At 58.4% G+C, this 24407-nt stretch carries 17 protein-coding genes and 3 pseudogenes; 7 read left to right on the forward strand and 13 right to left on the reverse strand.

Annotation, left to right across the window (positions count from 1 at the left end):
* Positions 1-38 precede the first annotated feature (38 nt).
* Positions 39-952 (reverse strand): annotated as a pseudogene (locus tag ACMFWR_RS30880) (hypothetical protein).
* Between the two features lie 243 nt (positions 953-1195).
* On the opposite strand from ACMFWR_RS30880, the pseudogene ACMFWR_RS30885 reads away from it, so the two are divergent.
* Positions 1196-2435: pseudogene (locus tag ACMFWR_RS30885) on the forward strand (NRAMP family divalent metal transporter).
* A gap of 125 nt (positions 2436-2560) precedes the next feature.
* On the opposite strand, the pseudogene ligD reads toward ACMFWR_RS30885, so the two are convergent.
* Positions 2561-2871 (reverse strand): annotated as a pseudogene (gene ligD, locus ACMFWR_RS30890) (ATP-dependent DNA ligase); the annotation flags it as partial.
* A 595-nt stretch (positions 2872-3466) separates the two neighbouring features.
* Here ligD and ACMFWR_RS30895 point away from each other — a divergent pair.
* A complete protein-coding gene (locus ACMFWR_RS30895; protein WP_413197602.1) occupies positions 3467-4294 on the forward strand; it encodes a hypothetical protein in 828 nt (275 codons plus the stop codon).
* A gap of 389 nt (positions 4295-4683) precedes the next feature.
* Positions 4684-6201, forward strand: a complete 1518-nt coding sequence (locus ACMFWR_RS30900; RefSeq protein ID WP_413197603.1) for a hypothetical protein — start codon at positions 4684-4686, stop codon at positions 6199-6201.
* Between the two features lie 125 nt (positions 6202-6326).
* Here the strand turns inward: ACMFWR_RS30900 and ACMFWR_RS30905 are convergent, their stop codons facing one another.
* Positions 6327-6758, reverse strand: a complete 432-nt coding sequence (locus ACMFWR_RS30905) for a hypothetical protein (protein WP_413197604.1) — start codon at positions 6756-6758, stop codon at positions 6327-6329.
* Between the two features lie 607 nt (positions 6759-7365).
* Between ACMFWR_RS30905 and ACMFWR_RS30910 the strand changes: the two genes are divergently transcribed.
* Both ACMFWR_RS30910 and ACMFWR_RS30915 read left to right on the forward strand, forming a co-directional pair.
* Positions 7366-8274, forward strand: a complete 909-nt coding sequence (locus ACMFWR_RS30910) for a tyrosine-type recombinase/integrase (protein ID WP_413197605.1) — start codon at positions 7366-7368, stop codon at positions 8272-8274.
* Between the two features lie 85 nt (positions 8275-8359).
* Positions 8360-8833 (forward strand): hypothetical protein, encoded by a 474-nt coding sequence (locus ACMFWR_RS30915; RefSeq protein WP_413197606.1) that lies wholly within the window; start codon positions 8360-8362, stop codon positions 8831-8833.
* 308 nt (positions 8834-9141) lie between these two features.
* Here ACMFWR_RS30915 and ACMFWR_RS30920 read toward each other — a convergent pair whose 3' ends face one another.
* From ACMFWR_RS30920 to ACMFWR_RS30940, 5 genes are all read right to left on the reverse strand, one after another.
* Positions 9142-11463: an SMC family ATPase gene (locus ACMFWR_RS30920; protein WP_413197607.1), complete on the reverse strand. Its 2322-nt coding sequence runs from the start codon at positions 11461-11463 to the stop codon at positions 9142-9144.
* Positions 11451-11945: a hypothetical protein gene (locus ACMFWR_RS30925; RefSeq protein ID WP_413197608.1), complete on the reverse strand. Its 495-nt coding sequence runs from the start codon at positions 11943-11945 to the stop codon at positions 11451-11453. The genes ACMFWR_RS30920 and ACMFWR_RS30925 overlap by 13 nt, the downstream gene beginning before the upstream one ends.
* Positions 11946-12017: 72 nt before the next feature.
* Positions 12018-13370 (reverse strand): metallophosphoesterase family protein, encoded by a 1353-nt coding sequence (locus tag ACMFWR_RS30930; RefSeq protein ID WP_413197609.1) that lies wholly within the window; start codon positions 13368-13370, stop codon positions 12018-12020.
* Between the two features lie 78 nt (positions 13371-13448).
* A complete protein-coding gene (locus ACMFWR_RS30935) occupies positions 13449-13934 on the reverse strand; it encodes an NADAR family protein (RefSeq protein ID WP_413197610.1) in 486 nt (161 codons plus the stop codon).
* A gap of 174 nt (positions 13935-14108) precedes the next feature.
* Entirely contained in the window at positions 14109-15410 is a 1302-nt protein-coding gene (locus tag ACMFWR_RS30940) for a hypothetical protein (RefSeq protein WP_413197611.1), read from the reverse strand.
* 887 nt (positions 15411-16297) lie between these two features.
* Here ACMFWR_RS30940 and ACMFWR_RS30945 point away from each other — a divergent pair.
* Positions 16298-16990, forward strand: coding sequence for a hypothetical protein (locus tag ACMFWR_RS30945; RefSeq protein ID WP_413197612.1), 693 nt, complete (start codon positions 16298-16300; stop codon positions 16988-16990).
* Between the two features lie 904 nt (positions 16991-17894).
* On the forward strand, positions 17895-18350 hold the full coding sequence (locus tag ACMFWR_RS30950; RefSeq protein WP_413197613.1) for a bactofilin family protein: 456 nt from the start codon (positions 17895-17897) through the stop codon (positions 18348-18350).
* 61 nt (positions 18351-18411) lie between these two features.
* Here ACMFWR_RS30950 and ACMFWR_RS30955 read toward each other — a convergent pair whose 3' ends face one another.
* From ACMFWR_RS30955 to traD, 5 genes are all read right to left on the reverse strand, one after another.
* The gene (locus ACMFWR_RS30955; protein WP_413197614.1) at positions 18412-20124 is read right to left on the reverse strand and encodes an ATP-dependent helicase; all 1713 of its coding nucleotides are present in this window, start codon (positions 20122-20124) and stop codon (positions 18412-18414) included.
* 12 nt (positions 20125-20136) lie between these two features.
* On the reverse strand, positions 20137-20967 hold the full coding sequence (locus ACMFWR_RS30960; protein ID WP_413197615.1) for an ATPase: 831 nt from the start codon (positions 20965-20967) through the stop codon (positions 20137-20139).
* Positions 20968-21192: 225 nt separating this feature from the next.
* Positions 21193-21816 (reverse strand): DUF4400 domain-containing protein, encoded by a 624-nt coding sequence (locus ACMFWR_RS30965; RefSeq protein WP_413197616.1) that lies wholly within the window; start codon positions 21814-21816, stop codon positions 21193-21195.
* A 224-nt stretch (positions 21817-22040) separates the two neighbouring features.
* Positions 22041-22547, reverse strand: a complete 507-nt coding sequence (locus ACMFWR_RS30970; RefSeq protein ID WP_413197617.1) for a hypothetical protein — start codon at positions 22545-22547, stop codon at positions 22041-22043.
* Positions 22548-22553: 6 nt separating this feature from the next.
* Positions 22554-24407 carry a conjugative transfer system coupling protein TraD gene (traD, locus tag ACMFWR_RS30975; protein WP_413197618.1) on the reverse strand — a complete coding sequence of 618 codons (1854 nt, stop codon included), beginning with the start codon at positions 24405-24407 and terminating at the stop codon, positions 22554-22556.

The raw sequence follows: 24407 nt of genomic DNA on the forward strand, positions 1-24407 counted from the left end.
CACCCACGCCACACCCTTGCCCGGGTCGAGGTCAAAGATCACGCGGTCAGGGCATCGAGGCGTTCGACCGTCGAGTTCCACGTGTGAATCTCGACCGCGTTCATCTGCGCCGCTGCCAGCAGTGCTTCTACGGTATCGATGGATAGGAGCTGCGGGTGATTTGGCCATAACGACGAGTCCTGTACGGTCAACCAGGGCATGCTGGTCCGCTCCACGTGTTTTGGGAAAATAGTCGGCCGGCGATGCCGGCGGGCGCGCACACGAGGGCCACCGGCCGGTGCGCGAGGTGCGGCAGCACACGCTCGGCCACGCTGGCGTAGTAACGAACCAGATCCGCCTTGGTGATGTCGGCCGACGAATCAATGATCCGCTCGGCATGGGTGATCTTCAGAGCCGGCATCGGCTGGGGCGCGCTTGTCTTTCCGCCTTCGCGCACCATGGCATTCGCGGGCTTGTCCAGCCGACGCCCCTTGGATGAGCCTTGCCGTACGACGCCTTGCGCTGTCCACTCGGCAAACTCGATCTCTGCGACAAGCCGAGGCTTCACCCATCGTTCGCCGGCGGCGGCACGCCGCGACCAGCTACGCGTCTTAGTTTTAGTGACGTCGCAGGGTGATGTTGTCGTCTCCAGGGGCGCGAGACGAGCCCACAAGTCGCGTGCGGTCCGTGTGTTCCAGTCGGCGCCGATGCTGCCGGCGTCGTGCAGCTTCCCGCCGTCGTAAGAGCTCAGCAGACTGGCAATTTCTCCGATTGTCCTGCCCCGAGCTGTGAAGCCGCAAGTTACCAATTCCTGGCGCAGTCGCGCCTTGGCCTTAAGCCATGTCTGGGTGCGTCCGGCAAGCCGTGGGTCGTTCGCCATTGCGCACACCAGGGCTTCGCCACCTATGACAGGCATCATGAAGTCCGTCACATCGACCGCAACGCCCCGTACGTCATCTCGCGCCTTCATCATTGAAGCCTGCAGATTCGACAAGCGCGGCCAGCGCGTCGAGCGGCCGCCGGTCGTCGTCCACGAGAAGTACCGTCGCCAAAGCCGCCCCCGATCAGTTTGCTGCCAGATGCAAGCTTATTCCCACTGCAAACCCCCACAGCATGCCGGGATACCCTTACGTCGCGCCATCGGACTGCGGGCCTGGCACGACTGATGCCCGCACCGGTCATACCCGCCCGGCCGGGCGTCAAAGACCGAGCTCCCATGCATGACGACCGAGCGCCCGAACCGGAAGCCGCTGTCACTGATCAGACCGAACGCTCCTGGCTGTCGCGCCTTGGGCCCGGGCTCGTTACGGGCGCCGCTGACGACGATCCCAGTGGCATCGGCACATACTCGCAGGCCGGCGCGCAGTTCGGCTATACGCTGCTCTGGACACTGCTGCTGACCTACCCGCTCATGGTCGCCATCCAGATGACCAGCGCGAGCATCGGCCGGGTCACCGGCAAGGGTCTCGCCTCAAACATGCGCGGATTCGGACCGAAATGGCTCGTCATCATCCTGGTCTTGCTGCTTGCCATTGCGAACACAATCAACATTGCCGCGGACCTCGGCGCGATGGCCGCGGCGATCCATCTCCTTGTACCGGGTCCCGTGCAACTCTACATCGTCGCCATCGGCGTGTTGTCCGGCGTCCTTCAGATCTGGCTGCCCTATGAGAGCTATGCCCGCTTTCTCAAGTGGATGACCCTGGTACTGCTTGCCTACGTTGCGGTGGCATTCGTCGCCCCGGTCGACTGGGGCAAGGTTGCAGTGTCCGTGGCCTGGCCTCGAGCTCATGTTTCGGGCGACTACCTCACAATGGTCGTCGCGGTTCTGGGCACGACGATCAGTCCATATCTGTTCTTCTGGCAGGTGTCGTCTTTTCGCGCGTACCGGCAGATCGACCGGATTACAGCCGACACCTGGATCGGCATGGCGGTATCGAACGGCGTGGGTTTCTTCATCATGCTCACCGCCGCGGCGACGCTTTACGCGCATCATGCGAAAATCCAGACATCCGCCGACGCGGCCAAAGCCCTGGAGCCGATCGCGGGTCACCTCGCCGCCTTTGTGTTTGCAGCTGGCATTGTTGGAACCGGGCTGCTCGCGTTGCCAGTGCTCGCCGGCTCGGCGGCGTACGGCGCAGCAGGTACGTTCCGTTGGCGCAGCAGCCTTTCCCTTCAATCTGATGCTCGCGCGCGAGTTTTATTCGGTCATCGCCATTGCAATTCTCGGCGGAACCGCGATCACCTTCTTCCACCTCGATCCGATCAAGGCACTTTACTGGAGTGCGGTCATCAACGGACTGGCTGCCGTACCTGTCATGGTGGTGGTCATGTTGATGGCCTCCAGCCAGCGGGTGATGGGCAGGTTCGCGATCTCGGGCCTGCTGAAGGCGGGAGGGTGGTTAGCGACTGTCCTGATGGCCGCCGCTGCCGTCGGCATGTTCATTCCTGGCTAGCGAAGTAGCGGTGCGACCTGGCCGCACTGAGATACGACCGTGTAGTGTGGCCGTCCCGCCGGGCAGCCATAGACCGCAAGAAAGCTGTTAATTCGCCGAGGCGCTTGGGTTATCTGCTGCGCCATTCAACCTAAACGCTTCGTTGCAGTGCTGAGCGATTGGCGGGTAGACCAATAGTCTGCCCAAGGATCCACAGGTTGGAAGCTGAGATACTCGCGCGCCGTCTCGACGTTCCATTGGGCGCCGCTTTTTAGCTCAGGCAATCGGTCCCATGCCACGGGCATCGAGGCGCCCATTCCATGACGGCCGAGAATGCCGCCGCTGTAGTCTGGCCGATACCATTGCGCAGGTAGTCGACGTAGACCTTGCCAACTCGGTTAGATGGGCCAGACGTTGCCGAAAAGCGCTCCGGTATTGTCTTCGCGAGGTGCCGAACGACGTTTTCTTCCACGACCCCGCCTTTGGCCACCCGCAGGTTCTGGCGTGACGCCGAGCGACGCAGTACTCCAACGAGCACAAACATTGCATCGTGAGCCTGGTGGGCGCGCGATCGAGCTCCATTTCGCCTTCGATTTCGAGAAGCCTATACGCAAAATTGAGCCGCTCGCTAAGGCGACTGCCGAGCTCGGGCATCGCGTCGAAAATGGATCGCCCGGTACTGTCCCCGGCTATACGTTTGAACACCGGAACTAAGCTGGGCGTACTGGAACGGTCGAGAATATCCCGGTGCCAGATGGCGGGTGACGCAAAGCTATAACACGCCCTTGCTCTCATTACGACGCATCAAGAAAGCCATAGCTGACAAGACGAAGCTAATGAAGAAATACCGTGTCTGCGACGCGTATTGGCTGTTGATGATCGCCAATTTTTGGAGTCTGGCTTCTGATCAGGACGTTTCTTGGCCGCAAGGAGAAACAGTCTATGCCGGAGCCTTCGAGCGTATATTGCTCTACAGAACGCTATTCGCGCCTGTCGACGTGCCGACGCGGCGATCTTTGGAATAACGCTCCAATGCAGCCGAAGGAGAGGTTGTGACGCCTGAAAATTACAAGGAAATTCTCGCTGAATATGACGCGCTGCTTTCCCATGCGATGTTGTGCTGCAACCGACTGACGGGCCGCGCCATTGATGGGCAGCACTTGGCGTACGTCGATACGATTTTCACCAAGCTGATTTGTCATGGAATCAGCTTGCGACGACTTTCCCCGACACTTGATGCCGGCGTTCCGCAAGAACTTTGGGATTTGCCATCGGCGTGCGCAGTGGGGCGCTCGTTGATCGAAGCCTACGACGCCCTTGCATACATCGGTGCGCCGCAAATTAGCCGGTCCGAGCGTGAGTTTCGAATTTTGCTTTGGGATGCACACGACCAAGTACGTCGCCTGACGATGCTGGAAAAAATCGGTTCAGTCGATGGTGGTGTTAATGAGATTCGCCAGAAGGCCGCTTCGCTTTCCGAAGCGATTAAATCGCATAATTGCTTCACGAATGCACCGAAGGACTGGCAGCGGCGCGTGGCTAACGGTGATCCGTTTCGCCCCATTTACCTTACGCAAAAAGAGCTGAACGCAGCTCATGGAGTCGATCACGACTTTTATGTGACCGCTGAAATGTTTCTGTCTCAGTACATACATACGTTTCCATTCTCGATACATCAACTGATGCATGCAAAGGCGGGCGAGCCGGGCGCGATTCAACTTGCGTCAATGCCGTTGCGATACGCGATTCCTTTCATCGTGAAGGCTATTGACAATATGAATGCTATTTGGCCAGACGCGCAGGACGCGGTCTCTGCTGACTTACAGCGGCTTATGCGTCAGTGGCGGCGTGTCGCGGAGCATGGAGTGAAAGGGAGGTAGGAGGGACAACCGGTGTTGCGATGCTTGCGTGGTAGTCGCCTTGGAAATTCTGGGCATCTCCGAGAATTGGGTAGTCGCTTGTTACCCTTTTCGCGCAGCCGAGGAAGCGGACGTCCATACAAAGACTGTGAACGGCTGTTGCGGCCGGTTAGTGGCCGCCGGCTGGTTCTCGTTGTCCCGGGTCGCGCATGGCGTGCGGACACTGCGCATTTCGGGTTTTTCATCAATGTCCGGACTCCGGGCAATTGACATCTTTAATTCGCATCCCGGGAACCGTTGCCCAGCAAGGATTCGCGGCGCTCGACCCCGTGCGCTTCGGCGAATTGACAACTTTAATATCGAAAGAGTAGCAACTTTATTGCCGTCTGCGCTCGGAGCTTCAACTCAAAATGGTCGACATCTACGATCTGTATAAACCGCTGAGAAACAAGCTGAAAGAATTTGATCTTCGATCGATCCTCGAAGAGCTTTGGCGACTTCAATCTGCCGCTAACGTGTCGGGAGAAGTTGCGGTGACGGACGGGGTCGGACGTGCGCGTGTCGTCTTGTATGTGTGGGAACTTCATGGTCTGTGCCGCGAAGCAGTCATTCACGCGGACACCAGTGGTCGAGGCACGCGAGTTTCACTGCAAACGATGATTTCGCTGGTCGGCCATATTCGGCGCATCACTAAGGGGGTATCGAGCCGGCTAGTCGAATCCAGCGACGATGCTTTCCGCGCCCTTCATCCACTTATGCATCAACAGGCGCGATGGCAGTACGAGCGCATCTGGGATCGTTTCTACCGCGCCCATCGCCTCTTCGGCGAGGGCGAAATGCGCGATGTCGTTGAGGAGGTCACGGGAGCGTCTCTCTCGTCGCTACTAACGCTAGGGATGCTTTCGTCAAGAAACTTCGTTACGAACGCGAAAACGGAGCTTACAGCCCTAGGTATTTCTGATGATGAGCGAGATTCGTTTTTTCAACTCTGCGGAACATCGCTCGACGCATTGCGGGAAGCAATATGGGATGCCCGCCCATATGAGGAAGGAGCGAGTTTGGATGAAAGCTGGGCCTTTAAGTGGAACCCAATCGAAGCCACTCCGCTGATCCGCTTGGACTCCGCGCGAACAAACGAGTATTTGTGTCCGTTTGCGCACTTAGTCCAGAGGCGTGTATCCGACGGTCTTTTCTATGACGTCGTGCGCAGTAAGCACGATTTTGCAAACCCCTACGGAAAAGCTTTCGAGCGGTACACAGGGGACGTTCTTGCACAGATCTTCAATAGTTCCCAGTTCCTCGTGCACGGCGAGCGACCCTACATCGTGAAAGGACAATTGCGGCACGGGCCCGATTGGATCGTAAGTGACGGTTCCGCTAATATGTTCATCGAGTGCAAGACGCGCAGGATGGCCCTCGGGGCCAAGTCCTATGCAGATGGTGCAGAGCTTGAGAAATCGTTAGCCAACATGGCAGGCATCATCGTTCAGCATTACAAGAACATCGACGACGCTCGTGCAGGATTGTCCAAGTGGGAAAGAAACGCCTTGCCGATATACGCCCTCGTGCTCACGCTCGACGACTGGTATCTGTTTGCGAGGCACGTGGTAGATAGGTTAGAGGAGCTCGTGATCGAGCGGCTCATTGCCGCGAAGCTTGATACTGGCGTGATTGACTCAATACCGTACGTTGTCACGTCGATCGCCGAATTTGAATTGGCGGCTCAGGCGATCGCTCATTTCGGCGTAGAGCGTTTTTGCCAGTCACGCGCGCGTGGAAAGTACCGCCACTTCGGTCTGAGCACGTTTGCCGGTGAGGCATTTCCAGATGAACCTGTGAATCGTCGCGCACTGTTTCGAGGCGCCGGAGACGCGATGCTTTCGAATTTGTCCGCGCTTTTCGAGATGCCCGACTCAAAGCACGCTTAGAGAAGTTGGCGCATAACTTCGTAGTTCGTGCGCCAATCATCGTTTCGCGTAACCCCAGTCACAACTTGGACAAAGACAATTGCGACTCACGCGAGTTTGAGTACGGATGACGTGGGTGCGTTTGGCTAGTCGAAATTGATCCAATACCCGGTTCGAAGCTTGCGAAGCACGTAGGGAATGGCAAAAAGAAAGAGCACGCCGACCTTCGTATACCAAGCGTTCCACCAAACAGTCGGGTCATCGTCGCGAAGCTGAGTGAAGGCCCCGATACCAGACGACCGGGCATGATAGTCGAGCACGCACCAGAGCGAAATCCACGTCACCGCCAGGACAATCGGCCACACGTTGGAAATGTGGATAATTTCATTGTTCCACCCCCACCACAGAGACGCGCCCAGAATCGCGCAAGCGAGCAGCACACCCGTCAGAAATTTGCCGGCCGTGCTCATATCGACGCCGGTCACGTCCGCCACCCACCAAACGACCCCGACGACGCAAACAGCAATGGCGACAATCACGATACCGACAAGCGAATGATCTTCGTTCCGCTGATTCATGAAATCCCCCCCAAAACCGTATTAACGGAAGATGCAGTTCCGTCTTTAGGCTTTGGTGACACGGCGCGCTATTTACGACCCAATATGGTGTCAACCACCGACCGCCGCAACGACAGCGTGCCGGCCAATCCGTCGACTGTCGTCGATGCGCTCGTGCACGTCTCAGCTGCCTCGTCATCTGTATAGAAGTCGCTTGTGCGCCAACCTATGTCGAAATGGGGCCATCGATACTCGACGACGTCGCGCTCGCCGATCACGCGCGCTCATTGTCGAGAACGAGTGGAAACGATGCCCATAGGGGCTGCCAGCGAGGTCGCCCGGCTTCTCGGCTTTGGCGGCACCGGGTGAGTGCAATCTCGGCGCTCTTGGCCTCGGACGCGCGCCGTGGCATGCCGACGTCGTGTTCGCGGATCGCGGCGCACTCCTCGCACCACTCAAGCTATCCGTTCAATCGGCGTTCCATCACAATGCTGTGTAAACATACAGTATCATAGGCGCACGCGACGTACAGGTGAACCGGCCCCTCATTGGATATTGTGGTTCGGACGAATCGAAGATTCGTTTTATTGGGGGTTTGGCCAAACGCAGTATATAAAACGATTAGTTTATGGAATCGGACATCGAACTGTGGTGGTCAAACCCGGCCGCAGCATTTGCGCGCTGGCAGGAGCGAGAAGCTGCCGGCGCCGATCGCAAACCGTTTTCGACCCAATCTATCGTGCAGCATCGGGCAATGTTCGATCGCATCTATCGCTTTCTGCTAGAACGTGGGCTTTCCCTCGCCACTGCCGGCGTCGACCACGTCGACGCGTTCCTTGCAGCTGGAGGCGGTTTCGCTGAGGACACGACGACCCGCATTCGCTATGCGAAGTTGATGGACCGTCTGTTTCGGCATTTGACCGAGATTGGCTATCGCAAAGGCAACCCGGCGTTTGACGTGGTGAATCGCATGCGATGGCCGGAAGGCGATCCGGAGCCTGCCTATCTCGATGATTCGCAAGACGCGGCGCTACAGGAGCACGTTCAACCGGCCATTGCCGACGATCCCCGAATGCTTCGAAATCGTGCGATTGTCGCGGTGCTCCTTGGTACCGGCGTGACTGTGACCGAGTTTCTTCGGCTAACAGTGAACGATTTGATGCTTCAGAGCACACACCCCTATCTTTCGGTGTCTGCGCATGGCGGCCGCTCGTCTCGCACCGTCCAGATCGAACCATTCGCGGTACCCGTGCTCGAGGCTTGGATTCGACAACGAGCTGCGGACGAGACTGAAAGCATCGCCCTCTTTCCGAACAAGGACGGCAAGCCGCTAACCGTGGCCACTCTCGGCAACATCGTACGAGATGCGCTCACGGCGATCGACGTGGAAGCTGAGGATATGAGTCCGCGGCTGTTACGTAATACGGATTGTCGGCGCCGGTTGAGTTCTGGCCAGTCAGCCGAGGAGGTCACTTATCGGCTTGGCCTCACGACCAATCGAACGGTCGAACGCATGCTCGCCACGCTCAACGGCTAGACATTCGCGGACTTGACTTCTCTCTCACGTGTCCAGGATGGGTTGTGATCGCTATGAGGCGATCGACACACCAACCGAGGGCACTATGAACTGTCAGGATTATCAGGTTGTCGTCTATCCCGGTCGTGAACGCGAGCCGCGCGCGGCGCTGTATCGTATCGTCGTCATTGGAAGTGACGCCCTCTCACTCGCATGGGTTCTTCTTCGTGCGAGTGAGCAGTCGGTCATCGACTTCACGCGCGCGAGCGACGAACGGGACGCGGCGCTAAACGCTTTGCTTGAACGCAAGCTTGCGGGGGTTCGCATTGATCGCCTGCGGTTCGTGATTGGACTGGACAGCGAATACATCACCTACCCGATTGAGCTCGACGTGCACGACTACGAAGCTCGTGCCAACCCCGTCCGTCGTTCGGACAGCGAGCTTCCGAAAGCGACCGACGATAATCGCGAGACGCACATTCTCACAACGGACGTGATCGCCGGCCGAACGCGCGTGCTCACAAGCGATCGCCAAGCGCGCGCGCTGACAGACGTCGAGCGTTCTGCTCTGGGTGTGTAGAGCGTCAACCGCAAAAACGCAAAAGCCCCCTCAACCACGATACGTGGCGAAGGGGGCGTTTGCATTTTAGATGTGAAAAACCATGCGGACAGGAAGGTCCGTGGCCGTGCTTTTAGCAGTAGGCTGCTCGCTCGGAAAGCGAACGTACATCACGACTGCAGCGACGGCCATCCCAAACAAAACGGCAATGCGAATTGCTTTCATTTCGCAACTCCGATGACAAGGAGAATAGACGGATTGCCGGAATGGCAACCGAGAGAAAAGCCCGCAACCAGGACCCGGAGGCCGTGATTGCGGAAACGTATCGATCAAGCCGCGAAAGTCGTGACGTCAATCACGGCGTCCGCATCCTCGAGAAGCTCCGGCGTTTGAGAGATGAAGAACTCACGCTCGTAACCACCGACGCGCAACACTTCACGCTTCATGCGCATGAACTGGCGCTTGCGCTCCGGATCCAACGGCCCGTCGGCCTCGTCCGTAAATAGCGACGAAAACCGCTTGCCCGAGTGACGAGCAAGATGCAGAGCGATACCGCGAGTCAAGCATTCGTTGATCCACACCTTCTGCCCACCCGACATCACCGATACTTCCTTGGTGCTGTCGTTGTCGGCGTCATGGACTAGGATCTCGAAGCCTTCACGGGTGTCGCCCTTCGCTGTCTCTGTCTGCGTGCGAACCTCGATCGTGAATCGGGGTCCGTAGCAGGCAAGTAGCAAGTCGTTGACGATGCCGGCGAGCGCCGGACCCGCGTCGTCGATCGAAAGCGCGATGATTCCGTCATTCCCAAGGGCCTTCGCGAGCAGCTTCCACTGCGCAATCTCGTCGGATAGCGTTTGCGCGCGCAAGCGAGCATCCGGCAATCCAACGAGTTCTTTGGCCGCATTCGCGTGGTCAGCTTCTTTCGCGCTTTGTTGCCGGATCAGTGTCTCGATCTGGCCGTCCAAGCGATTGAGGGCTTCGCGCGCAGTTGCGATCGCGCCCTCGACAGCGGAAAGCGGACCCACGACGTCATCAGCAGCGAGCGTTTGCAGCTCGTTGCTGATGACAGTGATCTGCGTGTCGATGACCTTGGCATTTGCATCAGCCTTGGCCACTCGCGCCAGTTCGTCTTGCTCGAGTGCCTGAGCATCGGCTTCATGACGCGTGAGCGCTTGGGTCGCGGCATCAAGCGTGCCTTTGCGCGCAGCCAACTCGATTGCGCTCTTGAGTTCAGCTTGCGCTTTGTCAACAGCGGCCTTCGCCTCAACGACGGCACGCTTTGCGGCCCCGACACCCGCAACCTGCGCGCCAAACTCATCGACCGCGGCTCGCTTGGCACGGAAACTAGCGCGAAGTTCGTCGAGCAACACAACCTGCTCTTTGGCTTTTGCATCGGCTTCCAGACCTTGCCTGAGCAACGGACAACGTTCATGCATCTCATGACCTTGGCACGGCACCTGGCTGACAACAGCAGCCTGTGCACGAAGGTTGTGAAGCAACGTCGCCTTCGTTTCGCCATCCTTCGTCATCCCGACGAGTTCGGCAGATGCCGCAGCGTGCTTGGCAACGAGCGGTTGAAGTTTTTCAAGCGCGTCTTGAGCCTGCGCGTGCACGCCCTGCAAGCGAACGACGTCGACCTCGAGCGTCATGCAACGTGCTACTGCCGCCTCGATCGTCGCGCGTTGTGCGAGCACGCCCTTTTGCGTAGCAATCGCAGCCTGCAGATCACGGCGCCGCGCACCCACTCGCTTCATCGCTTCGATCCCGTCAGCCTTGAGCACGTCGCTTTGCTTCACGAGGTCAAACTCTCGTTGACGCAGCTCGCGAATGCGCGCTTCTGTCGCAGCACCGGCCGACTTCCTGGCCAGCAGGGTCGCGCGCGCTTGCTCATACTTTGCCAACGCCTCACGCGTACTCTCGCGAGTAATGCGCGCGTTGGCCAGCGACGTTGTGAGCTGAACGATATCCGTCGCCAGAACCGACATCGCATCGTGCTTTGACGTGAGATGCAAAACCGTGGTTTGAGCGACATCCAGCGCAGCCGACAGACCTTTTGCGACCGCCGATGCCTTGGCGGACAGTTCGCGTATGTGGTCGATGCCGAGCAATTCCGCGAGCAGCTTCTTGATCTCGCCTGCGGAGTACGACGACAGCGGCCGGCGATTTTGCGCCGCGAACTGGCTGGTAAAGAACGACTCCGCCGAACCGAGGACTTCGGTCAGGCATCGCATGTACGTCTCAGCTTTGCCGTCCGATTCAACCCCGTCGACCGTGCGTACAGGCGCGTTAGTCCCGTCCGCTCGGACCTCGAACAGGTAATACTCGGCTTTGCGAGTCTTGCCCGAGTTACGGAATGCGAACGCGCTGCGGTACCAAGTGCCCTCATGCTCCCATTCAAGCTCTTTCGAAGCCTGCGGGGCACATAGGTGGTCCCAGTAGGAGAACGCATCGACGGACAGCTTCGATGTGTGAGACGGCATGATCGGGTACGGATGGAGGTTGTCCATCAGCGTCGTCTTGCCCGAACCGTTCGGTCCTTTGATCGCGATCAGGCCGGTTGGTAACCCCGAAAGATCGATGTCGATCGAATCGCGTTTCATGCCGTCGCGAACACCGTGAAACCCCGTCAACGAAAGCTTCAGTGGACGCATGACTCGCCCTCCAAATCCATGCTGTACAGGTAGTCCGACGGCAATTCCATCACGTCGCCCGTGAATTCGTTCGGAGCGACGGAAGGCAATTCCTTACCCTTTCCCGCGATGGCTCTTGCAAGATCCGTCGCAAGCGCGTCGAGCTCACGCCCAGCCAGTTGGAGAACGTCATCCCAACGTTCGCAGCCGGTGAGCGCCCGCAATTCAGGCGTACTCCATTGGGCCGCGTAGCCATTCGAAAACGACCACAGCAGGTTTTGAATCTCCTGCGTCGGCACGACGATCAAATCTGCTTCGTCGCCAAAGGACAGCACGAGCATGTGGCTCCGCTGCGCCAGGACTCGGCCACGCCCTTCCCCGAAGGGCTGAGCCAGCATGCCGGCGGCGCAGTCGTAGTCTTTACACAGCAATGCACGAACTGCCGAGACATCCGACGAGTTCGCAACGGCGCGCGTATAGCGCGAGCCTACGGGATAGAACATGATGACACTCCGAATTGAACGCGGAATGCCCCTCTTGCGGGAGCATCCCGCAAGGGAAAAAAAGAAAGTGACTTAGGCCGCCTGAGGCGTGCCGAAGTCGTCGTCAAACAAGGAACCGCTCCAGAGCCATGCCGGCTCCGAGGTGATGTCGGGCTCGGCAGAGGCAACAGCGACCGCAGGCGAAGCTTCAGACGGAGTCGTAGTGAGCGAAGCCAACACGCTTGCAACGATTTGATCGATGTCGGCCGACTCAAGCAACGCGAGGCGATCCTGCAAGGGCGGCGCTGGCGTCTCGGTCAGTGTTGCCCATCGAGACAACTTCTCACCAAGTGTGTCGGCGTTGCTAATGCCAGCGGCACGACTGCGTACGGAGGGGAGGATGCGAGGCTCGAGCTTCAATTCAGCCGCGTGCGCGAACAAAGCCGCGATGGCGCTCCGATCGACCAGCTGCCGATGCTCCTCATCCACTTGCCAACGAACACGTACGAATTTGTCCGTCGAGTCGCGAGCGATCGCTTCCAGACGCTCCATATCCGGAGGTCCGTTGAAATCAACGCTGATGGTGATTCGTGCCGGCGTCGCGATCTGCTGTGCAGTCGCACAACCTGCCTCAACATCCCAAAGAAGGTAGCCCTTCTCACCCTCTTCGCCGTAGTGAAACCGGCCGATCGACCCCGCGTAGGCAATGGTCCGCCCCTCCCTGGTCCACCGTTGCGACTTGTGGATGTGGCCGAGCATGAACGCATCACACTGCGCGTCGAAGAGACTGCCGACGGTGAACTCGTGATCGAAGCCGATCATGGGCACGCCGTGTTCGGTCTGGCAGCCATGAACCGTGCCGTGTGATACACCGACGGTCGGAATTCCCGCGCCTCGGAAGATCATGTTCACCGCACCGGCTGCTGAAAGATACAGCGCGAGGTGTTCACCCAGCTCTGTTGCGGCTGCATCAACGCCGACGGCGGCCGCAAGTGCCGCCTTGTTCACCGTGGGTACGCAAGTGAACACGACATCGACCTCGAGATCGCGCAGCAACTCGATCTCCTCGGGAGAAAACAGCGCACCCGCTGATGGCCGAAAGACATCACCGTGCAACGCAACTTGATGAATGCGATCGGCGACATACACCGGATACGGCGCGCCCATCAACGTGAAGTTGTCGAGCGTGCCCGGCGGCTCATGGGAGAACGTTCCTTGAAGCATCAGCACTGGCATTTGATGCGCGAGCGTGTGAACGTTCGATGCCAACAAATGCAGCGAACACGCGTTTGCATCAAGCCGGTGATCGGTAGAATCACCGGAGATTACTGCGAGATTCGCCGACGCGCGTCGGACCGTATCTTGCACAGCGAATGAAAAGCACCGATCCGCCTCCAGTGCGTTGTTTTGAGAGTAGTGCAAATCGGAAAAGTGAGCGATTTTCAAAGACCGCCTCCGTAAACGAAAATCGGCTGCCGTGGGGCAGCCGAAGTGGGTGATGCTCGGAAGAGCACAAGAAAAATGTCACGCTCGCGAAAAATAGTCGCGCACGCGCATGAGGGTTACGCCAAGCAGGTTCTTACCCCGCCATTTCGTTGGGTCCGTCAGCCGAGGATCGCGGTCATTGAGGCCGATACCCCACAGACGGTCATAGGGACTCGCCTCGACAATGGTTGTCGGCGCGGTGCCCATTAAGATCATTTTCAGATCGCGATGTTGCGCGAACTTCTCGCGGCAACCGACGAACACGATCGACTCTCGCTTCTCAACCCAAACATCGTCGTTGAATCCGCGAACGGCTCGCCCGAGCGCCTTTTGCGATGCTGGACTCGGAAACTGCAAAATTTTTGCAGCAGTGTCCAAATCGTGAAAAAGCATCGCCTTCGAATACATCATGAATTGCTCGACGCAGTTGAATTTGACGTCGTGATAGCTGAACGGTGCGATGTGCCAATTGCTCAACGCATCGTCCGCACCGAAAAAGGCGGTGAAGTCGCCAATTCTGCGCATCGGATGGTCTCCAAGGCGAATGGAAGGGATGGATCATCCGGGATCGGACAATCAGGGTTTCGATGCGCTTATGCGCGGACGAAAGCGTTTGAGCAAGCCGTGCTTGCTGAAAAACTCTCAAATCGAAAGCGAAGCGACCCCGTGGGGTCACTTCACTTCAGAACTCGTTATCAACTACGGTTGGCCGGCTTCGAGCGTCCGAACGAAATCCTCGGGGCATGAAAGCGCGGCCTGCAAGTCGGCGACCGCATCGAGCATCGACTCCAACCGCTTCGTCCAACCCTTGCCGTATTTCCCGATCGCGTACTTGCCCCAGAGGCTTTCGACCCGTGGTGCAGCTTTGCAAAGACTCGCCAGCAGTACGTTACCCTGCGTACGCAGCTCGTCAATCGAGACCTCCTGCGGCGGCACCCCCGAATTCTGGAGCCCGGTTTCCGCAGCCCTGTTTGGCGCTTGATCCGTACCGGTCACGTCCGCGGGACTCGGAGAACCTTCGGCCGACGACGGAGGAGTCTTCGCAGGCGAAGTCAGCGCCGCTACTACACTGTTTGCGCGCTCCAACGCCGTGCCGTCCTGCTCGCGACGCTCCAGCAGCGCACCGAGGTCGATTTTCGAGTCCAAAATCGGTATCCATTGCATCTGCCGCGTAGGCATACCGTCCTTGATGCGCGAGATCTCGATGTTGTGCTTCTGAACTGTGAACCGGGTGCCGGCAATCTTGCCGCCGCGCGCACTGGCAACTGTTTCGAGAGCGGCGCGTGCCTTGATCACGGCGTAGATTGATCGGGTCGGCATCTCAATCAAACCAAGCCCTTTGATCTCCGGCACAACGAAGAAGAAGCTTGCGGTCATGTTGCAGACGTTGGACTGATATTGTGGACAGTTCAACGGCTCACAGACACCATCCGGAATATCGTCATCCCGACGAATTTCGATCGTACGCCCACCGAACGTTCGCTTCGCGCGTTTGGAGCGTTGATCCAGCTCCGGCTTCGCGGGTCGCTTGCAATATCGCGTACCGGACTCGTCGTACTCGGAGAAGAACGCCCGGCCGGATGCGAGCCAGACGGCTAGCTCGTTGGGTACGTTGCGCAGCCAGTCATCGAACGCGAAGATCGCGTCGAATTTCCAGAGCTTTCGCCCGTCACCATGATCTTCGCCATAGAGACGAAGGATCTCGTCGGCTACGTCCGGATTGTTAAAGTCCGAGCGCCGGCAGATGAAGTGCGGCGTGTTCTTTTGAGCAAGGGGATTTCGGATGTTGCATTGCGAAGTGATCGCTTGCGAGATCGAGTCGAACGACTCTTCGCGGCTTAGCATCTCGTTGTAGAGCGAGACAGCTTTGGTGTTTCGGCTTGCTTCACGACTGAGCACTTGCGTGCCAAGTCGGATCTTGCCGATCACGGGAGGACGTGGAGAGCGTTCCTCAATGATGCTGCGCGGGGTCAAGCCCGCCAGGTCGGCGACTGCATTCATCGTGTGAATTCCTTTTCAGGTAGGCGATCACGTCGAACCCGATTTTTGCTGCGTCAGATGCTAACGACTCGGCAATATCGTGGCCTCGGTGCGCCGAGACAAGAGAGAGATAGTCGGAGCGTTGCGGCTCCGTGAGTGCTGCGACATACGCGGCTTCGCACAAGGCTCGCCACTGGGGGGATTGGCTATCTGCGGACTCTCGACGATGCATGAGGGTCGTCCGAATAGCGTCTACGACCAACAAATCGATCCGGTTAAGTTGGGTCATGACGAAGATCTCAGGAAGTGGAAACAAAAAAAACTCGTCCCTTGCGGGTACGAGCTTGGTTTCAAGAGAAACCTGACCGTCATGTCCCCCGAAGGGAACATGACGGACCAGGGAGCACAGTAGCAATCTGCCGGCTCATATGAGGACGCAAAGTCGTCCTCACGCGGCATGGTCACGCCGCGCTCTAGCCCATTGTCGGAAATACATCCGCCGCAGGATCACGGGTCAGCCAACTTCACTTGCTCTACTCCGGTCGATCTAGAGAGAGATCATCGGAACCGAAGTTCGAGCAAGGCCGAGCAAAGGCAGCACACAAGGTGCGCCGAGGTCAGCGAGTTTCACGGCTGAAATGGGGAGCAGATGGCGATTCCACTCGAGACAAGATATCCACACCGATAGCCAATCGGTCGGAGCATGCGCAAGGCACGACTTCTACAGGGGTGGACTCCGCAAGGGAGTCAAGGTCGATGCGTCAGAGACGCTGAAAGTGATGCCAGTATGCCTGACCGCACGCGCATGCAAACTCGATAAGCTCGCAAAAACCATATAGCTTTCGGACGCGCAACGTGCGCCAGCGCACACACAATGTCCGGTGAGAGATCATCAGAAAACCGACGTTATGAGTGCGTTGCCCGACCCAAAAGACGACAATCCGGACCCAGACGACAGCAAACGTCGGGGTAAGGATGGCGCGACCCCGACTCCCGATTCAACAGAGCGTAAGCCACCCTCCGACGGGGCAGATCATCGTGAGGAAGGCGGGGTGATTCCGTTCCCCGATCGACCCGGCGAAAAGCCGATTTTGAAGCCGATTGACCGACTCACGGGCGATGCGCGCTTAGCGAAGATCATCCCGAACTCAGCGGATATCCATGAGATGTCCTACCACTCGAAGTTCGTTCGGGGATTCATCAAGGCACATTGGTCGTTCTGCGCCGCGAAGTTCACAGTGGCGAGGCGTGGAAAGGTCAAGGCCCTCGACAATGCGTTTCGGGAAGCCGAAACGTGGTTCAAAGCGGCTGATGCGTGGATCTCGGAGCATCCAAAGATCATGATGCATCTGGTCTCAGATAGGTTTCCGCTTGAAGTTACGCACCCCAACTGCGGTCGACTCATGCGACTGATGACGAGCTACGACAAGCTCTTCGCCGATACCACCTTCGCCCTGCTTCAGCGATCAATCCTGAATACCGACCGCGAGAGAGCCCTCGCTGCCGCTGAGCGAAGATTCTTGCGGATCCGGCGACTATGCGAGCCCGATCCGTCCAAATTTACCAACGATGGACAGTTGATCGGTGAGACTTCGAGCTAGTCGATCCGCCTTCGTACCGCCTCTCACCGCGCCGTACACCCAACGGAGACCACATGGTTTTGCGCGATCTGCAGCGCCTTCACGAGCAGTTTACTCACGGCCCCGTCACGATCGAGATGACATCCGCGCACCCGGCGCTCACACCGCCTGCCGTGACATCTGGTCATCTATCGCAACGCGTCCGAAGGAGTGCAATTTTTGCGGGCAGCGCAGTGGCATTGGTGCTCGTGAGCGCGGCCGCAGGCATCGGCGCAGCCCATTTCGGCGGCTGGGGACATCAGTCTCCGGCTCCAGTGGTTCCGGTTCCCCGCATTCCCACGACACCGACGGCCCGCCCGGCGTCTGCCACTGTCATTACCGCACCGGAACACGCGGCCGCGCCGGCGAATGAGTCCGGCTCACCTCCGGTCAGCGCAGCTTCGCCGACGGCTCCCCAGGTCAGCGCAAGCGGCCGACAGACTCCGCAGTTGACCTTCGATTCAGCTGCCCTGAGCAACTTTGCGAGCGTGCCGCCGGCCGGGCGCGAGCCGGCCCCCGCGTCGAGACCCGCTCAAACCGGTGGCGCCGCGTTCGCGAGTCCAGTGAGAGCCCCGGTATTGGAGCGAGTCAACGCGCGAGCGAGCGAAAACCAGCAACCTGCGGGCGGCCAGTCGTCCACGCCACCCGTCGCTTCGCTGGACGCTACGGCTCGCGCTGAAGCACCTTTACCCGTAGTGTCGTCCGCCCCGAAGAAAGTAGCGGTTCAAAGCGCCCCCGGGGTCACGAAACACATTGCAAACCATGCAAGCCCGTCGCCTGCAGTTGCTGCGCGCGACCCGAACGGCCACAACGCTGAAGCGCCGGCAGACCGAGCGGGCGCCGCTAGCGCCGCGACCGAAGTGAATATCTTCTAAGAGGGGGAGTCGTGACCAAGCAAACCGCAAAGTTCTCCGTCATCAACCACGGCCTTGCCGTGCACGGCGATCTATTTTTGGACCACGGAATATCGAGTTTCGGTCTTATCGAAGGCTCGATCGTGTCCACATCCGGTCTGCTTCACGTCGGAGACACCGGCCTCGTGCGCGGCCCGATTCAGGGCGACCACGTTCGGATCGATGGAAACGTACAAGGCAACGTGCACTCACGCTTCAGTCTCGAGATCAACGGCCAAGTGCGCGGCGACATCTACTACGAGGGCACGATTCGGCTCGGACCGAACGTCTCGCTCGATGGAAAGATCTTCCGCGGCCGCCCGATCCCGCTCGTTGCAGCCGGCGCCGCCGATGACGCGCAACACGAACGATCGCCTGCTGCTGACGATCAATCCAAATCAGCACAGGTACACGTGTTGCGACAAATGCCGGCGGATACAGCAGGCTGATCGCGGGACTGGATAAAAAAAGGGGGGCGCGAGGCCCCCTAAGCTTTCTCCACCGCGCCCGTCACTTAATTGAGAGACCGGCCTCCAGCGCGAACCGCGAAATAGGATTGCGCTTGGTCATCGTGACCATCAGCGATTCACGCGCGCGCGTCATCGCAACATAGAAAAGACGCCTCTCTTCTGATTCGGGGCTCTTCTCATCTGGCACAACGGCCTCCTCGGCGCGCGCGATCCAGACGTGATCCCATTCGAGGCCCTTCGATCCGTGCATTGTTGTGAGGACCAGCGCGCCGTCGACGGGCTCGTTGTTGTCCTGCCTGAGAAACTCGATCCGCTCGGTGAACGATCCGGACAATCGAGACAGCACGTCATACGTCCCGCGGATTGCGCGCTCGGCCGCATCCTTGTTCGCGAACTTGGACAACCACTCCACCACCCCGTCGAGGATCAAGCTGTAGAACTGGCGCGCGCACAATGCTTTCCATTCTCCCATCCGCTTCATGAAGTCGCGATAGCCGGTGGCTGTGGCCTCAGCGAGGCCCAAGTCGATGAGATTGGCCTTCGTTTGCTGCTCGAGGCTCGCTCCCATCTTCGAATGGAGAAGTCGAAGGTCGCGCGTGCTCACCCCGCAGAATGCGAGTACGTTATCGAGTCCGTTGGTCTTGGCCCCCTGGATGACCGCGAGGAGGTTACACATCACAGCGCCCTCGGGACGGTTGAGGATGGAATACCCGGAGGCGCGGAAATACGGCACGCCGTGCGAGCGACACACGGCCTCGATTGGGTCCAGGATGCGGTTCGTGCGTGCGAGAATCGCGGCACTCGCTCCGCGCGCGAGGTGTGGCGCGAGCTCTTCGACTGCCGCCACCGCTTCGGCGTATTCGTCTTGAAATCGGCTTGCGCTAATATGGCCGCCGGCGCCCTTCGCCGCGTGAAGCACCTTCGGAATGCGCTCGACGTTCTTTCGGATTACCGTATCGGCCGCGGTCAGTATCTCGCTGCGGCATCGATAGTTGCTCCCGAGCACGATCTGTTGCGCATTGAACTCGGCCGCAAACGACTGCATGCCACGATAACCGAGCGCCGATCGAAACCCATAAATGCTCTGGTCGTCGTCGCCAACGATCGTAACGGTCGCGCCCGCCTCCGCATGCAGTTGCACCCAACGATATTGCAGGGGATCCGTATCCTGGAATTCGTCAACGAGCAGATCGGTGAATGGATACGGCTTAACTCGCCCAGTTTCCATCCCCTCCACCGCCAGCCGCAGCATGTCTTGAAAATCGAGCTTGCCATTGCGCATCAGCGCATCTTGATAGGCGGCGTACAGGCTGGCTTCCGGTGTGCCGCGATCGACCTTTCCGAAATTCGTCTTGATTTTCTCGATCAACGCCGTCGCGTCCTCGACAGTCCAATCGATATCGAGATCCTGCAATACCCCGGCTAACAAGCCTTGCCGATCTCCCTCGCTAGCAACATCGCTTTGTTGCGAGCGGTCGGCACGGATCTGCTTGAATGCCAACGAATGGAACGTGCTGGCGACCAGCCGCCGTTTGCCGCTATCGCCTGATAGCGTCAGGATACGTGCACGGAGCTCGAGCGCGGCATCCTTACTGAAAGTGACAGCGCCGACGTAGCGATCTCGTTGACCGAGAAGCAGCGCAGCCTTGGTAGCGATGGTCTTCGTCTTGCCGGCACCCGGGCACGCAATGGCTTCGCAATGCCCTTGCGTCTCGACCACTTCCCTTTGCTGGGCGTTGAGCTCGTCGAGCATGCACAGCCCTCGTTAGTGACGAATGTCGTTGATCGTGCGCATCAGGCGAACGTGGGTTGTGTAACCGCGCACGCTGAGTGGCTGGATCATCCGAAGAAAACGTACGACCTCGGTATCGACATCGGCCTGATCTCGAATGCCATTCCAGACCATGAAATCGAAATGGTCCATCGTCTGGTCGAACTTGATGATCACCGACAACACGCGCATGGCGTAGCGGGTATACGCTTCCACGTTCACTTGCATCGCGGCCCGCGGGATGCTTGGACGAAACACCATCTCACCGGCGGCCTTCATTTCAGTCTCTCGCTTGTCGGCAAAGGCGTGGGCGACCCGCAGTTGCTCGTCGACGTACTCTTCGAGCTTCAACAGTGTCTTTTCGAACCAATCCTTAACCGCGCCGGTTTCGTCGCGGCCGAACGTCTCGCGGCCGAAGCGCTCGAGGTTCAGGCTCATACGATTGATGTACGGCCAGCAGAGTTCAAACAAGGGCCCCATGCGCGTGTGATTGAGCGTCAGTTCGACCGGCACGACGGAGGCGCCCGACAGCTGACGCGTAACGAGCTTGCGCGCGAACTCGCGACGGTCTCGCAGGATGCGATTGCGCTCTTCGCGGGGCAGCTCGCGGAAGTATTTGCGCGTACGCTCCACTTCTGCCCTCTGCGTGCGTAGATCGGTTTGAGAAAATACCCCTTCGCCCGCGAGCCGCTCGGAGTCTGCCTCGATCCGAGCGAGCTCCTTACCCAGCTCTTGCTCGTCGTCGGTCTCCACGGCCGATGCCGTCACGGGTTCAACGTTGGAAAGCGTCGGATCGATTCCAATGACTTCACTGGTCTGTGCCATTCTTATACCTCGCGCGTTAATAAACTGTTTGAACCTGGCATGACGTTATCGTGCCGATGGGCGATGCCATCAAGGGTGACAAAAGGCGAAGATTGATAGCGCGTTATCGCTGCGTCTGGTCGTCGTGCGCCGCAAACTCTTAACATGTATCGAGTGCATTCCGGGTAAGACGGCGATATTTGGGCCTATTACCGGGTTCCAGTCGAAGCCATGTCGTAAATCGGGTCACGTTCCCGTTGAGCGATAGGATTCCGCCGCCTTCCAGATCAGAGCCCCAAACAAAGCCACGAAAAGAGACGCGAAATTGAATATGAGCGGCACGGGCGCAAGCAAGAGCCATATCAGCGCTCCCGTCGCCAGAAACAATCCGTGCCACGCGACGTGGAACGAAAGCGGGCTGGAGTACCCCGCCGCCGATGCTTTGATTTTCCGCCGCGCTGCACCGTCCATCCACATTGCGCCAGCGAAGATGCATAGCCCACACATCCACGCCGACAAGACGTTCAATCGATACAACGCGCGGAATACCAACAGCCACAAATGTTTGACCCAGGTGGCGCCGAGTTCAGACACACCGGCGTCCGCATGCCGCTCGAATTCGTTGCTGGCGATCCCGGCGAAGGACTTGCCGACGTAGCCGGTGTCGATGAACCAGGTTCGGAAATGCCGATTGGTCACGGTCATTGCTTCGTTGGCTCGATCCGCACCGAGCGCGATCGAGGCCGATTGAGTCTCGGGCGCCCCGATGTTGAACAAGCCGTCGTCGGGTATGGCCGGCAAAATCGCCACGGTGAGCAGAGGCACGACGAAGAACCATAGTTTCAAATGACTGGCGAATCGACTGGCCATATCAGCCTAGCAAGCGAAAAAGAATGAAGGCCGGAGCGGCCGCAATGCCTAACAGGCATAGACACATGCGGACGGGAGATCGCTGAATCACACGCGACAAAGCAAGACACCTTGCTCCTGCTCCGTGTTGAAATCCGGTGGGCACGGGCTCTTCGTCGCTATCACTCGACGTTGCGAGATTCCAGGCGCGTCGGGCAAGTTCGCTGTCGACGCGTCCGAGCCTGCTAATCAGCGCTGTAGTGAGCGACATCGTAGTCCTCGAAGTAGAGGCGAAACATCTCACCGCGCAAGGCTCGCGCGGCAAGCTGACACGCGGCGGTGCGTTTCGTGATGCGCTCGATGCAAGGTTCGTCGAGCGTCTCAATCTTGTACGTAGAATGGCGTTGCTCGAAATCAGGTAGCGATTCGACCATCGGATACCAGACCTTGATCGTCTCGCCTCGTACAGCAATGAAGCGTTTCGCGTACAACCGATCGGACCGCTCGAACAGAGCCTGCATGAATGCGAGATTTTCCTTTCCTTCTTTCTTCGCTCGCTTGTACGCGCTGATACCGGTCTCGAGCATCTCAAGCACCAATGGCTTCTCGTCGCCCACGAACTTGTCGCCGATGAAAGCGGCTACCCGCTCGCAACAGTCTTCGAGCTCCGGGAATCGAGTGAAGATTGGGTTGAGCTTGGACGACAGTTTGTGCTCTCGTGCCACTCGCTGGAATACTTCGGCGTTCGCCATGTTCTATTAACCTTCGATGATTGGAATTCGTCCTTGCCAAACCGACCCACCCGAGACGCGCATGAAGTACTGTAGGTTCGGCAACTTTTGGATCAGCTCTACTGGGATCAAGGGCACCTTCTCCAGTTGCATGGACCTGGACACTGTGCCGCCGAACTCCATCGCGTGTGATTCTGTCGCTGTGCTTGTGCTGGTCGACGTGATCAGATTCCGGATTGCGGTCTCTCCGGCCTTATCCGAAAACCACTGGGCTGTGTCGGTGTCTTCCAATCTTAGGACGATCTGGTTGTTCAGATTCCCCAATACCTGCATCATTTTCGCTGCGTTACCGAGTTTCGCTTCGAGGTCAGACCGCGTCTGAAACGCAACGAACGCTCTAAAGCCAGCGCCGCGCCCTTTGTTCAGAATCTGAATTACCTGCTCGTTGATCGCCTCGGCGACTTCGTCGATGATAAGGACTACTTCCGGCGGCTTGTCGTAAAAGTTGTAAATCGCGCCAGCCACGGCCGCAACGTCGGACAGAAGCATCGAGTTGATCGACTTGGCCACCATCGCGTTGGACATCGAATCGGTACCAACGTACAACACGGCTCTCTGCCGTATCACCTTGTCGATGTCCCAGATCTCCCGGTCATCATCGAAGTCGTCGGCTTTCGGCGCCAGCATGAGACCGGTTTCGCCGGTGGCAAGCATCTGGAGCAGCGGCATCACAGACGCAATCACGCGAGTGTAGTGATCACGATCATGCGTGTGTGTGGCAACCAGGCCGTCAATGACTTCGTTCCCTCGATCGACCGCCGCGAAGCGCGCCGAATAGAGCGACACCATTGCGTCGAGGACCGTCGCACCTCCCCGTTGAGCTTCTTTGTTCAAGAAAGTCTGCTTTTCCTCTTCCCAGTTCGCCATTCCGCTGGCGGGGAAGAACTTCCGAAGACACCGCTCGAGTAACGCACCAACACCGCCTTGCGCGTACTTCAGGATGGAGCGCAGGTTGGGCTTGTCCCCGACGAACAACTCACCCTTGACCGCGCGATCGATGAACAGAAATGCGAAGTCACGAAACGGGCCTTCCTCCATCAGTTGAGCGACACGGCTCGGAATTTCAGATGGCTGGCTCCAGCTTTCGAGCGGGTTGAGGCGGATCGATTCGGAAGGCGCGGACTGCTTGAAGTACAAGAACTTTCGACCCGCACGCTCACATTCTCTTTTCACGCGCTCCATCCAGCCGCGATCGTTCTTCGGATCAACAATAATCAATATCGAATTCGGATCGTGAATAACCTGTGTCGAGATCACGTTGTACGTCAGCGTCTTGCCGGCACCTGTCGTACCCCCCACGGCCGTGTGCCCGCCAAGTGCCTTGTAATGCAGAGGCACCCGTGTCTTCTTCGGCTCCATCCCGTGGATCCACGATGACCCTTGGGGCATGGGATCAGGGATGCTGTTCGCTGGCGCGAAGAACTGCTCGATTTTGGTGGTCGCGGCCGCGCCGATCCACTTTGGTAAATGCGGGATCTCGGTGGATGGCATGCGCAGTACATCGTGGGCAATCTGCGTATGCTTCTGCGTCCATTCAAAGCCGGTGCCCAGGTACATCGAGTCGAGGGATTGCTTCATCGCTGTCCGTGTTTCGAGAAGAACCTCGACGCGGATCTTTGATAGCCACTTCGTTGAGATCGCGATCCGGAAAGCCAACGCCCGATAAGTTTGTGAGCCGCGATAGACAACAAGAGCTAGGCACACGAGGCTAAAGACCCACCAACTCGGCATTCTGCTCAGCGGCAAAGCTATGGCAGCGGCTGCGGCGATGGCGGCGGACCGTGCCTCGTAGATCTTGCGAAAGTGATTAACGTGATACAT

This window comes from Pararobbsia alpina, assembly GCF_965118125.1.
Classification (GTDB): Bacteria; Pseudomonadota; Gammaproteobacteria; order Burkholderiales; family Burkholderiaceae; genus Pararobbsia; species Pararobbsia alpina_A.